Source organism: Saccharomonospora piscinae, assembly GCF_005862235.1.
GTDB lineage: Bacteria > Actinomycetota > Actinomycetes > Mycobacteriales > Pseudonocardiaceae > Saccharomonospora > Saccharomonospora piscinae.
The window spans coordinates 89,963-103,910 of the sequence record NZ_VCEK01000005.1 but is presented as its reverse complement, the minus strand read 5'-3'; the positions used below and the strand labels follow the sequence as shown (position 1 = coordinate 103,910).

Annotated in this window: 11 protein-coding genes; 6 read left to right on the top strand and 5 right to left on the bottom strand. The window is 70.0% G+C overall.

Translation table 11 applies throughout. The features are described 5' to 3' along the window. Positions 1–9: 9 nt before the first annotated feature. The 3 genes from hypF to FFT09_RS19910 form a co-directional block, all read right to left on the bottom strand. Positions 10–2,304: a carbamoyltransferase HypF gene (hypF, locus tag FFT09_RS19920; RefSeq protein WP_138383641.1), complete on the bottom strand. Its 2,295-nt coding sequence runs from the start codon at positions 2,302–2,304 to the stop codon at positions 10–12. A gap of 209 nt (positions 2,305–2,513) precedes the next feature. Continuing rightward, positions 2,514–3,101, bottom strand: a complete 588-nt coding sequence (locus tag FFT09_RS19915) for a GNAT family N-acetyltransferase (protein ID WP_138383640.1) — start codon at positions 3,099–3,101, stop codon at positions 2,514–2,516. Positions 3,102–3,156: 55 nt separating this feature from the next. After that, complete coding sequence (locus tag FFT09_RS19910; RefSeq protein WP_167305413.1) at positions 3,157–4,161, bottom strand: alpha/beta hydrolase; 1,005 nt, start codon at positions 4,159–4,161, stop codon at positions 3,157–3,159. Between the two features lie 257 nt (positions 4,162–4,418). On the opposite strand from FFT09_RS19910, the gene FFT09_RS19905 reads away from it, so the two are divergent. After that, entirely contained in the window at positions 4,419–5,174 is a 756-nt protein-coding gene (locus FFT09_RS19905; protein ID WP_138383638.1) for an FkbM family methyltransferase, read from the top strand. 33 nt (positions 5,175–5,207) lie between these two features. On the opposite strand, the gene FFT09_RS19900 is transcribed toward FFT09_RS19905, so the two are convergent. Next, positions 5,208–6,191: a TauD/TfdA family dioxygenase gene (locus FFT09_RS19900; RefSeq protein ID WP_138383637.1), complete on the bottom strand. Its 984-nt coding sequence runs from the start codon at positions 6,189–6,191 to the stop codon at positions 5,208–5,210. Positions 6,192–6,276: 85 nt separating this feature from the next. Next, the gene (locus FFT09_RS19895) at positions 6,277–7,071 is read right to left on the bottom strand and encodes an alpha/beta fold hydrolase (RefSeq protein WP_081193987.1); all 795 of its coding nucleotides are present in this window, start codon (positions 7,069–7,071) and stop codon (positions 6,277–6,279) included. A gap of 168 nt (positions 7,072–7,239) precedes the next feature. Here FFT09_RS19895 and FFT09_RS19890 point away from each other — a divergent pair, with 168 nt between their 5' ends. The 5 genes from FFT09_RS19890 (at position 7,240) to FFT09_RS19870 (ending at position 13,898) form a co-directional block, all read left to right on the top strand. Then, a complete protein-coding gene (locus tag FFT09_RS19890) occupies positions 7,240–7,950 on the top strand; it encodes a thioesterase II family protein (protein WP_138383636.1) in 711 nt (236 codons plus the stop codon). Beyond that, on the top strand, positions 7,947–8,771 hold the full coding sequence (locus FFT09_RS19885) for an SDR family oxidoreductase (protein WP_138383635.1): 825 nt from the start codon (positions 7,947–7,949) through the stop codon (positions 8,769–8,771). Before FFT09_RS19890 ends, FFT09_RS19885 begins: the two co-directional genes overlap by 4 nt. A gap of 23 nt (positions 8,772–8,794) precedes the next feature. Beyond that, on the top strand, positions 8,795–11,464 hold the full coding sequence (locus FFT09_RS19880; RefSeq protein ID WP_138383634.1) for a non-ribosomal peptide synthetase: 2,670 nt from the start codon (positions 8,795–8,797) through the stop codon (positions 11,462–11,464). A 108-nt stretch (positions 11,465–11,572) separates the two neighbouring features. After that, positions 11,573–12,691 carry a class I SAM-dependent methyltransferase gene (locus FFT09_RS19875; protein WP_081193983.1) on the top strand — a complete coding sequence of 373 codons (1,119 nt, stop codon included), beginning with the start codon at positions 11,573–11,575 and terminating at the stop codon, positions 12,689–12,691. 4 nt (positions 12,692–12,695) lie between these two features. Next, complete coding sequence (locus tag FFT09_RS19870) at positions 12,696–13,898, top strand: cytochrome P450 (RefSeq protein ID WP_081193981.1); 1,203 nt, start codon at positions 12,696–12,698, stop codon at positions 13,896–13,898. Positions 13,899–13,948 lie beyond the last annotated feature (50 nt).

Below are 13,948 nucleotides of genomic sequence, written 5' to 3'. Positions count from 1 at the left end.
ACGGTGGCCTCAGCTCGCGGACCGGTCGCGTGCCGCGGCCACGACGGCCTGCCCGGCGCTGATCCCGCCGTCGTTGCACGGCAGGCGGCGGTGGGTGAGCACCGTGAACCCGGCGTCGGCGAGTTCGTCCACGGTGCGGTCGAGCAGCAGCCGGTTGGCGAACACGCCACCCGACACCGCCACCGTGCGCACCCCGGTCCGCTCGGCGATCAGATCGCAGGTGCGGCGGACGGCCTTCGCGAGCCCGTGATGGAAGCGCGCCGCCACGACGGCAGCGTCGGTACCCCGGCAGTGATCGTCGACGACGGCCCGCACCAGGGCACCGGAATCGACCACGAGGCGGCCTTCGCGGTCGGCCACCGGCGCCGGGTAGGCACCGCCCTCGTGGGGATCGGCTCGTTGTTCCAGCTCGATGGCGGCCTGTCCCTCGTAGGTGACGGTGTCGCGGACCCCGAGGATCGCGGCGACCGCGTCGAACAGCCTGCCCGCACTCGACGTGAGCGGGCTGTTCACTCCGGAGCGCGCCAGGCTGACGACCTGGTCCCAGCGCCCGCCCTGACGCCGCGCGACGGCCAGCCGCTCGGAGCCGGGATCGCGGTGCAAGTAGGACGCGGCCATGCGCCACGGTTGCCGCACGGCCGCCGCACCACCCGGCAACGGCACCGGTGCGAGGTGCCCGGCGCGCTCGAAGTCCGCCAGGGTGGCGAGCAGGAACTCCCCTCCCCACACGGTGCCGTCGGTGCCGTAGCCCGTGCCGTCGAAGGCCACCCCGATCACGGGCCCCGCCACGCCGTTGTCGGCGAGGCACGACGCGATGTGGGCGTGATGATGCTGCACGCCGATCGCGTCGAGCCCGGCCGAGTCGGCCAGCTCCACGGCGTAGCGGGTGGCGGCGTAGTCGGGATGCAGGTCGTGAGCCACCACGGCCGGGGTGATGTCGAACAGCCGCGACAGGTGCTCGACGGCCTGGGTGAACGCCGTCAGGGTCTCGGCGTTGCCCACGTCCCCGATGTGGTGCGAGACCACCACTCTGCGCCCCGACGCCAGGCAGACAGTGTTCTTCTGCTCCGCGCCGCAGGCCAGGACCGGGCGGGGGAACTCCCAGGCCACGGGAAGCGGCTCCGGCGCGTAACCGCGGGAGCGGCGCAGCACCACCCCGTCACCGCGCCACGGGCGCACGACCGAGTCGTCGGCACGGACGTGGATCGGCCGGTCGTGCAGCAGGAAGGCGTCGGCGATCCCCGCGAGCCTGCCCCGCGCGTCGCCGTCGGTGAAGGCGATGGGCTCGTCGGAGACGTTGCCGCTGGTGAGCACGAGCGGCAGCCCGGTGTCGGCGAGCAGCAGGTGGTGCAGCGGGGTGTAGGGCAGCATGAGGCCCAGCTCCCGGTTGCCGGGAGCCACGGCGTCGGCGACCCCGGCCCGCCGCTGGTCTAGCAGCACGATCGGGCGGCGGCGGCTCGTCAGCAGGCGCTCGGCCGGGTCGTCCACCGCGCACAGGCGCCGGGCGTCGGCCAGGCTCGCCACCATCACGGCGAACGGCTTGTCCTCCCGGTGTTTGCGCGCGCGCAGTCGTGCGGTGGCCGGGGCGCTGGTCGCGTCGACCGCCAGGTGGTATCCGCCCAGCCCCTTCACCGCGACCACCGCCCCGGCCCGCAGCAGCTCGGCCGCGCCGGCGAGTGGGTCACCGCCGCGCACGGCGCCCCCGCTGTCCACCAGCCGCAGCGTCGGCCCGCAGTCGGGGCAGCACACGGGCTGGGCGTGGTAGCGGCGGTCCGCCGGATCGTGGTACTCGCGGGCGCACGGTCCACACAGGTCGAACCCGGCCATCGTGGTGTTGCCGCGGTCGTACGGCACATCGCGCACGATCGTGTAGCGCGGGCCGCAGCCGGTGCAGTTCACGAACGGATAGCGATAGCGGCGGTCGTGGGGGTCGAACAGTTCCGCCAGGCACGCCGCGCAGGTGGCGGCATCGGCGGACACGAGAGTGCGGCGGGGACCGGAGCTGTCGCTGTGCGCGATGCGGAACCCGCTCGTCCCCCGCGGCGGCCGGTCGGTCACCGAGCAGTGCTGCACGTCCGCCAGCGCGGGCGCCTCGGCCGGGAGAGCCCTGAGGAAGCTGGCGACCGACTCGCGGGGGCCTTCCACCTCGGCGAGCACGCCCGCGCTGTCGTTGCCGACCTGCCCGCTGAGTGCGAACCGCTCGGCGAGCCCGTGGACGAACGGCCGGAACCCGACCCCCTGCACGATTCCCTCGACGCGGACCTCGACCCGCCGCCACCCGTCCGCGGTGTCCTCACTCGGCACCCACCGGTGCTACCCCGGCACCGACCAGCCGAAACACCCCGGACGGGTACGCCGCTCACCCCCGCGCGCGAGCGCCTCGACCCTGTCGGCACGAGCGCGGTGAGCGCCTGCGGGTGCGTGGTCGCCGGGGTGCCGCGAAGGCCACCCTCGCTGCACCTGGTGCAGTCAAGGTGGCCTTCGCTGCGTCACTCACACGGGCGGCAAGGACGTCACCGCCGCGCGGCCCAGTCCCGCCTGAGGATCGCGTAGATGCTGGTGTCCTCCCAGCCGTTCTTGACCCACAGATCGGACCGGTGCAGCGCCTCGTGCCGCATGCGGAGCCGCTCGCACAGCCGCGAGGACCCGGTGTTGTCCGGGTGCAGGTGAGCGATGATCCGATGTGCGTTCAGGGTTTCGAACGCGTGGTCCAGCAATACCCGTGCCGCCTCGGTGGCGAAGCCGCGCCCGGCCACGTGCGGAGAGAAGATCCAGCCGATCTCGACCGTGGCCGTGGCCGCCGACACCAGCGTGAGCTGCACCTCGCCGACGACCTCGTCGTCGTGGACCACGGCGAGCCGGGCGGTGTCGCCGTCCGCGCGCAGCGCCGTGCTCTTCTCGGCCAGCACCAGCTTCCGTTCCGTCTCCTCGCGCGACAGCGGCTCGTGCAGCAGGTAGCGGCAGACCTCCTCACGCGACAGGTAGCCGTACACGGCGTCGAGATCGGCCGAGGTCACGGCACGCAGGGTGAGCCGCTCGGTACGCAGGACGGGCAAGGACGGTCGCGGGCGGAACTCGGGAGGCAGCGTTGGGGTCGGCATGCGCTTATCCTCTCCTGCCCCGTCCAAAGCGAGTAGCGAATATCCCACCGGCTGCTCACGCGCAACGCGAGCGGGTTCGCGCGGCCCACCCGACGATCCGGGCCACGTGGGCGAGCGCGTCCGTGCCCGGACTCAGGTAGTGGTCGTGGTCGGGCACATCGGCGGTGCTGAGCGCGGACGCGCCGAAAGCCGGGTGCGCGGGCTTGGTTCCGTGCCCGACGCCGAGCAGTCGGCGCCCTGGAACCCAGCGGACCCAGTCCCGGCGCGCCTGGCCCGCCCACACCCGGGCGGAGGTCCGCAACTCCCCAGCGTTGCGGACGCCCATGCCCGGGCTGCCGAACACGACGAGATCGGTGACCTGCCTCGGTAGGTGCGAGGCGGCCGCGCCGATGGCGACCGAGCCGTAGCTGTGCCCGAGCAGAACGATCGTCGCACCGGGGTTCGTGACGACCAGCCCTGCCACCAGGCGACGCAGCGCGACGGCACCCGCGCGGGCGAGTACCGCGCGCGCCACATCCACGCCGAGACCGGCCGGCGTGTCGTACCCGAGCCACGCGATGACGGCCACACGGGCCGCTTCAGGGCCGCCCGCGCACACGGCGTCGTACACCTGCGCCGCCTGCAGTGCGGGCGACCGGTGGCGCAGACCGCCCAGGCCCGTCCAGAAGTTCGAACCCCGGTTGCCCGCGCCGGGGCACAGGACAGCCACCCGCTCGGCCGTGGCCAGGTCACCGAACACCTGCGCCACTCGGCCGCCACCGCGCGCGCTGAACAACAGGACACCCTCCCGAGAGTGCTGGTCACCGCACCTCGCCAGGCGCATGGCCCGCCGGTTCGCGAGATAGCGCAGCTCCGGTGGCGCCCCGTCGAGTGCGCCCACGACGGTCGGGTGTTCCAGGGCCAAGGCACGCGACTCGGACGGGCGCAACGTCGCCACGAGGTGTCGCACCGTTTCGGGCTCCAACCGGGATCCCTCGACGAGCAGCCTGGCACGGGCGGCATGACCCGAGATCGACGAGAAGGGGGAATCGGCCGTGCACTCGTTCCGGAGATACTCCACAGGATTGATAATGCAGATACCAAAAACGCACGGATATCGGCCGAAAGGTGGCATTCGACAGTCCGAGACGAGTGCCATACCGCCACTTCGCGGGGACATCCACCCTGGTGGAGAGCCTGGGGTAGCGCACAGAATACGCGATCGGTAGAGCTGTTGTTACTGCGCTCGTCGAAGCTCGTGGATATGGTTTCAACACCCTGTGAATCTTGCCGGAGCCGCACACCATCCCCCATAGGATCGACCCGGAGAATACCGCGATGCCTCATTTCGATCGGCCTCGTTGGACCGCCGCGACAGCGAACTTCCTCTCACGCTGGACCCCCTATCTGGACACCGAGTTGCACACCCTCACCGGGCTGGTCAAGCCCGGTGACGTCTGCGTCGACGTGGGCTCGGCGGCGGGCCTCTACAGCCAGGCGCTGTCGCAGTCGGCGGGGACCACCGGATGGGTCCACAGCATCGAGCCGGTGACGTTCTCGCACCCTTTCTGGACTCGGGTGCTGGGAACGCGCAGCCGCGACAACATCACCCACCATCCGCTCGCGCTGGGGGCCGAACCTGGGCGGGAGGCGATCCGGGTGCCGTTCACCCGGCGGGGTCCGGCCACAAGCAGGGCGTTTCTCGCCTGGAAGAGCCAAAGCCTCGGCTCCACGAGCGAGTTCCTCGACCACGTCGACATGCTGGTGGACGTGGAGACACTCGACGGACTCTGCGCCCGCGAGGGGCTGCGGCGCGTCGACTTCCTCAAGATCGACGTCGAGGGCGGGGAGCTCCACGTCCTCCAGGGCGGTCAGCGGACCGTCGAAACCCACCTACCGACGATGCTGCTCGAGATCGAGAAGCGGCACACCGATCGCTACGAGTACTCACCCGACGAGGTCGTGGACTGGCTCGTCAGCCGGGGCTACCGCATGTACGCCTGGCGGCGTGGCTGGCATCCGGTGGACCGGGTTTGCCCGCACCACAACAACTACCTGTTCCGCCCCGTCGATCGAGCGAACGGCACGACGTGACGGCCGAGGCGGACACGGGCGCCCGACCACGGATCAGGCGACGACGATCCGGGATCGCGCCGCGTTCGCCGTGTAGATCCGCCGCAGGTCTCGCGTCAGGTTGACGCGCTTGAGCCACCGGTCCGTACCGTCGTAGCGCGGTGTGAACGGCTCCCTGCCGTGAACCACCCGGTAGTTGTCGATGAACACCGCGTCGCCCGGCGACAGGACCACCGACTCGGCGTGCTCACTGAGTTCCCGCTGCACAACGCGCATCGCGTCGGTCGCGGCGGCACCGTCCGCCTCCATGAAGTCGATGTCGAAGCGAAAGTACGGCCGATCTCCGGGTCCGAACAGGACCGCTCCGCTCTCCGACGGGCCCCTCCTTTCCCGCTCGTCCGTGCCGTCGATCGCGTTCAGAGTGACGCCGACGTGCGAGTCGTCGGGATGGAAGGTGAACGAGTCCGACGACAGCAGGTCGCGCAGCGCCGCACTGAGCGAGAGGGTGTCCACCCTGGCGTACGTCGTGCCGATACGGTCGGGGTTGCGCAGGCAGAACAGCGACACGTAGTCGCCCCGGCATGGGTGGAACACGTCCTCGGTGTGCAGCGACAGCCCGGCCGAACTACTGGCGCTCGTCAGTGACCGCTCCATACCCGGCGCGGGCACGACGTCGTGGATGAGCCTGCCGTCCTGCTGGTTGCTCCAGCCGAATGGCTCCCCGATGGCCGAACCGCACAGGAGCAGCACCACTTCCTCACGTGAGCCCGCCCCGGTCTTCGCCGCCGCGTCCCAGCCCACGGGCGTGGGGGCGAGATCGTCGTCGACGGGAAGGTTGGACAGGACCGTCACGTCGGACTCGGCGACCTTGACCTCGCTGAGAAAGCGACGGAGCCGGGTGGGTAGTTCCTGCGCCAGCGAAGCGGCGCGGTCCGCCCTGCCCAGCGGATCCCAGGTCTCGCTGTCGCTGATCAGCTCGTCCACGAGGGCGGCCACCGTCGCCCGCTCATCGGCGGACAGCACGAACTTCTCGACCATGCCGCTCCATTCCTCACCAATACGAAGAGAATCGTCTCATCTGACGATCACATTCTTCACCGGTCGCGCGTCCGAGGCGATGCGTTTAATCGCGAGACGAAACTCCCAGAAAGTCCACGATCAATTTGTTCACCTCACCGGGTCGTTCGAGGTAGCCGTAGTGACCGCAGTCGGCGACCTCGTGGTACTGCGCGCGGGGAATGGCCCGCGCCACCTCGCGGGTCAACTGCGGCGGCGTCACAAGATCGTCGCCGAACCCGACCACCAGGCAGGCCGCCTCGATCGCGGAGTACGCGGTGAGCCGATCGGCGAGCAGTTCGTCCAGAGCCACCTGCTCGTGCAGTCCCGGCAGCGCGGTGGCCGACGTCAACTCGAACAGCTCGAGCCAGTCCCGGGTGGCTCGATCGTCGCGCAGCGTCGTCGGGGACAGGTACTGCATCGCGCGCACCACGACCCCGAACTCGGGCGTGGTGGTCGTACCCGTCCGCTCGGCGAGCAACATCGCCTTCGTCCAGTGGTCGACTCGGCCCCTCGTGGCCAGAAGCACAGCGCGTTCGACCAGTTCAGGACGCTCCACGAGCAGTTCGGCGACCACGCGTGCGCCCAGCGAGAACCCGACGGCACGGGACTGTCCGAGCTCCAACCGCTCGATCAGAGCCGCGGTGTCCGAGACCAGTGAGGCGACACCGAAGCGGCCACCCGGCCCACCTGCACGGTTGTCGAAAGTGATCACCCGGTAGCCGGCCGACACCAGCGCGGGCACCTGGTGCAGGTGCCACACTCGCCCGCGGCTGCCCGTGCCTGCCACCATCACCACCGGCGGTCCCGTGCCCTCGTCCTCGTAGTGCAACGGCTGCCCGTCAACCACGATTTCCGGCACGGCGGTCCCCCATTCTCGGCCGATCGACGGGCATTGACGCTACTGCTCGCGCAGGCCGGAATTCAAAACTATTCAGGGACGGCTAAAACAGCTCTCGCGGAAGCGGTCCCGACCGGTTTTCGTTGCTAGATTCCATCGTGCCAGCATCCGCACCCGGGAGAGAGCGCCTTGTCCACGACCGCTGTTCTGTGTTTTCCGCCTGCGGGCGCCGGAGCCACCTTCTACCGCGAATGGCCGGTCTCCGAGACCCTGCGAATCGTCCCGGTGGAACTGCCGGGCCGGGAGAAGCGGTTCGCCGACCCGGTTCCGACCGACGTCGGCAGCCTGGTTGGTGATCTGGTGCCCGACCTGCTCACCTCGATCGACAACGTGTCGAAGGCCGTGTTCTTCGGGCACAGTTTCGGAGCCGTGCTCGCATACGAGGCGGTACACGCGGTGCTCGCGGCTGCTCCCGAGGTCGACGCGACTCTGGTCGTCAGCGGCTCGCCCGGACCGAGCACGTTGCGAGGAACGCGGATCTCCGGCCGCGACGACGACAGCTTCGTGGCGTCGGTGCGCGCGATCGCGGGCTACCAGCATCCGGCGCTGGACGACCCCGAACTCCGGGACCTGGTGCTGCCGACGCTGCGTGCGGACGTGCTGCTCCACGAGAACTACCGGCCTGCGGGGCGACCCCGGCTGCCGATCCCGGTGTACTCCGTGCGCGGCACGGCCGACGATGTCGTGTCGGCCGCCGACGCGCAGGAGTGGTCGGACGTCACCACAGGTGACTTCGAACTCGTGGAGCTTCCCGGGGGGCACATGTACCTCGTCGATTCGGCCGCGGAACTGCTCGACCGGATCGGCAGGCTCCCGCACCCGGCGGACGCGCGACCGTGACCGGGCGACTGGCGACGAAGACCGCGCTGATCACCGGCGCGGCTCGCGGTATCGGCAGGGCATGCGCCGTGGCGCTGGCGGAAGCGGGCGCGGACCTGATCCTCGCCGACATCGCCGAGGACATCGCCGGGGTGCCCTACCCCATGGGCTCGGTCAGCCAGCTCGACCACACGGCGGCGCTGTGCCGCGAGCGGGGTGCCGCCGTACTGGCGGCACGAATGGACGTCCGTGACCCGGACCAGGTACGCCGCGTCGCCGCGGACGCGGTGGCGCGGTTCGGCCGGGTCGACGTCCTGGTCAACAACGCGGGCATCGTCACTCCCGCCGGCAAGGTCACGCACGAGGTCTGTGAATCCGAGTGGCAGGTGATGCTCGACATCGACCTCACCGGTGCGTGGCGGGTGACGGCCGCGGTGGTACCGGCGATGCTCGAACGGCGATCCGGCAGCGTCGTCAACATCGCGTCCACCGCAGGCACGGTCGGGTATCGCCACTTCGCGGCGTACGTGGCGGCCAAACACGGACTCATCGGGCTCAGCCGCGCCTCGGCGCTGGACTACGCCCCGCACGGGGTGCGGGTCAACGCGCTGTGCCCCGGCTCCGTCCGGGACACCCCCGCGCTGGAGGGGCGGATGCTGGCCGAGATCGCCAACGCTTTGGGGGTGTCCGACCACGAGCGCGAGTTCGTTCAGCAACAGCCCACGAACCGGCTGGTCGAGGCGACCGACGTCGCGTCAGCGGCCGTGTGGCTGGCCTCCGACGAGGCGCGGCACGTGACGGGCTCGGTGATCACGGTCGACGGCGCCTTCAGCGCCAGGTGAACGCCGTGCGAGAAGGGGGCTCCATGACACAGGACCTCGGCTGCCGGGTCGCGGTGTACCGGGTGATGGGCACCGCCGAGTTCGGTCGCTACGAGCGTCGGCTGGCCGAGGTCGACTACCTCGGCCGGCCGCACCGGTTGTGGCGCGAACGCGTCCCCGGTCCTGCCGAGGGCGCCATCGCCGAGGAGATGCGCGGCAGGGAGATGTGCCGTGGCACGACCTCGTTCCTGCGAATCGTCCTGTTGGAGTACGAGGACGACGTCCACGACCTGGTGCTCACAGCGCATCCCGCCGTGGCGGGCCGCACCGCGCTCGACGCGCTCGCCCGGGTGCTGCTCGGTGAGGCTGACGCGCCCGAGCCGGGGTCGATCTCATTCGCGCCCGCCGACACCGCCGCCGCGGGCCCCGGACCCGAGCGGGAACGGTCCACACTGCACTGGAAGGTCGCCCATCGCATGACGACGGCCGAGATCGTCGCGGCCGTCGGACTCGCCCACGCGTGGGACGCCCAACTCGACGAGGTCGCCGTTCGGCTCCACGAGGGCGAGCGCGACACGGTGCTCCGTGTCCGCGCGAGCGGGACCGTCGCGGGCTGCCGTGCCGCTGTAGCCGAGCAGCTCGCGGACCGTGCCGCCCGCGACGCGCCGACGGTAGACCTGGAGCTCGTGGTCGACCGGGCAGCCCGCTGCCCCGCACTGCTGGACTACAGGCCAGCCCTGGATTCCTCGCGAACGCGCACGGTGCACGTCACGGCCGGCCGAGACGGTGCTCTGCTGCTCGACCACGCGCGGGACGGGCATCCCTCCTGGTTCGGTGACACCGTCCACCGCCTCGCGGCAATCCTGCTCGACGGGCCTGGGGACCACGAGCTGACCGCACTCGACCGGATGACCGACGCGGAGCTCCGGCGCGTCATCGCGCTGGGACGAAGTCCCCGCACCGCGACATCCGAGTACCGCTGCGTACCCGACCTCGTTCGCGCGGCCATGCTCCGCTGCCCCGAGGCGGTCGCACTCGTGGACGGCGAGCACACCGTGACGTACGGGCAGCTCGTGGAGCGGGCGCACCGGATGGGACAGGCACTGGCCGAGCTCGGTGTGCGCAGGGGCGGCCGGGTCGGCGTGTGCCTGCCCCGCTCCGCCGATCTCGTGATCGTGCTTCTCGGGGTGCTCACCACCGGGGCCGCGTTCGTGCCGATGGACCCGGCGTATCCCGAACAGCGACTGCGACTGCTGACGGCGGACGCCGAACCCGAACTGGTGGTGTCCGAACGCGAGTGGAGCTTCGCCAGGACCGTGGTGTTGCGCAATCTGATCGACCTCGCGGAGCGGGCACCCGCCGCGGCGCAGCCGTCCGCCGACCCGGTGGCTCCCGAGGACCCGGCCTACGTCATCTACACGTCCGGCTCCACCGGCAAGCCGAAAGGCGTCGTGATCCCGCACGGGAACGTGGTGCGCCTGCTGTCGGCGACGAAGCCGGAACTGGGCCTCGGTCCCGACGACACGTGGACGTGGTTTCACTCCGTGGCCTTCGACTTCTCGGTCTGGGAGATCTGGGGGTGTCTGGCCACAGGTGGGCGACTGGTCGTCGTCCCTCGGTGGGTGAGCCGGTCACCCGAGGACTTTCACGCCCTGCTCGTGAAGCACCGGGTGACCGTACTGAACCAGACCCCGTCGGCGTTCACGCAACTGCTCGACGTCGACCGGGACGGGCTGGCCGTGCGGCTGATCGTCTTCGGTGGCGAGCCCCTGGACACGCGAATGCTGCCGCGGTGGTTCGATCGGCATCCCGAGTCGCGGTGCCGCCTGGTCAACATGTTCGGCATCACCGAGACCACGGTGCACGTGACCTGGCACACCGTGAGCCGCGCCGACGCACTGGCCGGTGCCAGGTCCGTCGGGCGGCCGATCCCGGGCTGGTCGGTACGGATCGTCGACGAGCACGGCAGACCACTGCGGCCGGGGCAGGTCGGGGAGATCGCCGTCGGGGGCGACGGGCTGGCTCTGTGCTACCTCGGCAGGCCCGACCTCACCGCGGACCGATTCGTGACCCACCGCGGCGAGCGGCTCTACCTCAGTGGTGACCGGGGACGCCTGCTGCCGGACGGCTCGCTGGAACACCTGGGACGGGGGGACGACCAGGTACAGCTGCGCGGGCACCGGGTCGAACCTGAGGAGATCCGAGCCGCGCTGCTGGACGACAGCGCGGTGGTCGCCGCCGCGGTCGTCCACAGTCTCCGCGACCCGGCCGACCCGGCGACGGCACGGCTCGACGCCTACGTGGTGATTCGGGACGGCGACGACGGTGCCGGCGTACGGACCCGACTCGCGGCGCGGCTTCCCGAATACATGGTGCCGAACACGGTCACCTCACTGCGCAGCCTGCCGCTGACGGAGAACGGCAAGCTCGCTGTCGACCGGCTGCCCTCACCCGCCGCCGTGGAGTACACCGAGGTCACGGCGCCCCCGGACGCGAGCACCCTCGACACCGTCCTGCATGTCTGGCGCACCGTGTTCCGAACCGAGGTGGGCGCCTCGGACGACTTCTTCAGCCTCGGCGGCAACTCGCTGCTGGCCGTCCGTATCGCGCGAGCGCTGCGCGACCACGGACATCAGGTGGACGCGAGAACGCTGTACCACTTGCCGAGCCCGGCCGAACTGGTCACCGACCTGGAACAGCGCTCCGCGCGGTGACGGCGGCGCGGGTGCGCTCGAATTGACGGGACAACGTGACGTTTTCGGGGGCGGCACACCCCTTTCAACAGCCACTAAAAAGCGTGGCATCCGTACACCGGAAAGGCGATGATCTATTTCGGAGGAACAGTATCGCGGACCGGCCCGACCGACTTACCGGGACGCCATCGCGACATTGCAGTGGCCAGCTCAGAACAGTCATTCTCGGAGGTAGGCGAAGTGACCCAGCAACTAGTGGACGACCAACAACGGCGGGCGACCGCGGACATGTTCAACTCCGCCGTCGCGGCGTGGACGATCGCCGCGGCGTGGGAGATCGGTGCTCTCGACGAATTGCGGGAACAGGGAAAACTCGGCGTAGCCGATTTCGCCGAACGCCATGACCTGCACCTTCCCGCGGCCAGCAGCATGTTCCGGGCGATGGCCTCCGTCCACGTCGTGGAACGCTCGGGGGACACGGTCTCGCCCGGACCGCTGTTCGACGAGGTGTACCGCACCAAGTCGTTCTTCCACTGGCTCAGCCGCGGGTGTTCGGAGTTGTACACGCAGATGCCCCGCGTGCTTCGCAACGAGAACCGCACGGGTGAGGACTTCTACCGGCGCGACGCCAAGGCCATCAGCTTCGCCTGCCGGGACATCAACGCCAACTGCTTCGACCCCGCCTTCTGGAAGGCGATGCACGGCATCGACTTCGCGTTCACCACGGTCGCCGACCTGGGGTGCGGCAGCGGCGAACGGCTGATGCAGATCCTCGATCGCTACCCCGGAACCCGCGGTCTCGGGATCGACATAGCCCCGGACGCGATCAGCGTCGCGAAAGCCGACGCCGCCTCGGCGGGCCTGGCCGACCGGCTCGCCTTCAGCCTCGGAGACGCCAGGTCGCTTGAGCCGAAGCCTGAATTCGAGGACGTCGAACTGCTCACCTGCTTCATGATGGGCCACGATTTCTGGCCTCGCGACGAGTGTGTGCGGTCTCTTCGGCGAATCCGGGAGCTCTTTCCGAACGTACGTCGATTCTTGCTCGGCGACGCGACGAGGACCGAGGGAATTCCGGACGACGAGATTCCTGTCTTTACGCTCGGATTCGAGTTCGGCCACGACATGATGGGGGTCTACCTGCCCACCGTGACCGAGTGGGATGGCGTCTTCGAGGAGGCGGGCTGGCGCTGCCTCGCGGCGCACCCCGTCGGCGGACTGACGGCGTCGGTCGTCTTCGAGCTGGCGTGATCCCATGAACGACGAGACGGCACTCCAGCAGCCCCCCACCACCGTCGACGGCGGCAGGCGACTGCTGTCCTGGCTGACCACGATGCGCCGAGACCAGCCCATCTGGCGGGACGACACCGGTTCGGTCCATGTCTTCCGGCATCGGGAGGTCGCGGCCGTCCTCTCCGATCCAGCGACGTTCTCCTCGGACGTGAGCCAGGCCGCCCCCGACGACGTCCCGAACTTCGTCGAGGGAAGTCTGGCCGCGACCGACCCACCGCGGCACCGCAAACTACGGCGGATCGTCAGCGAGGCCTTCACCCCGAAGACCGTCGCCGAACTCCAGCCGCGCATCGTCGAGCTGACCACCGAGCTGCTCGACGAGGTCGCCGGCCGTGCCGAGTGGGACTTCGTGGAAACGCTGTCCAACCCACTGCCGGTGACGGTGATCGCCGAGCTGCTCGGCATCCCCGTCGCCGACCAGCCGAAGTTCCGCCGGTGGGCCGAGGCCGCGATCACCGCCACGAACGAGGCTCAGGTGGGCGAAGCGGAGTTCCACATCAACGACTGGGTCGCCGAGCAGCTGCGGGAGATGCAGGACTACCTTCTCTCCCACGCTAAACGACGGCTGGACGATCCGACCGGCGATCTGATGACCCGGCTGGTCACCGCCGAGGTGGACGGCGAGAAGCTGACCGACAACGAGCTGTTCAGCTTCGCGGCGGATCTGCTGTTCGCCGGGCACATCACGACGACGATGTTGCTGGGCAACAGTGTGGTGGCCGCCCACGAGAATCCGGAGGCGCTGGCCGAGATCAGGGCCGACCGCTCGCGGGTGCCGATGTTCATCGAGGAGGTACTGCGGACTCGGCCGCCGATCACGCTCACCAACCGGCTCGTGAGGCAGGGCACCAGGATCGGCGAGTTCGACGTGCGTGAGGGCGGCATGGTGGTGGCGTGGCTGCTCTCGGGCAACCACGACGAGGAGAAGTTCAGCGAGCCCGAGGTGTTCGACCTCCACCGCGACCCGAACCCACATCTGGCTTTCGGGCACGGAATCCACTTCTGCATCGGCGCGCCGCTCGGGCGGCTGGAGACCCGGATCGCGCTGAACCTGTTGCTGGACCGGTACCAGGGGTGGGGTCCAGCGGGCGAAGGGCCGGTCTTTCACGACGCGGGCGGGCTGTTCGGGGTGTCACAGCTACGGCTGGCGACCACCCCGGCCTGAGCCGCACGCGACGAGGGCCGCCGTCCGGTCTGGGCGGCGGCCCTCGTCGC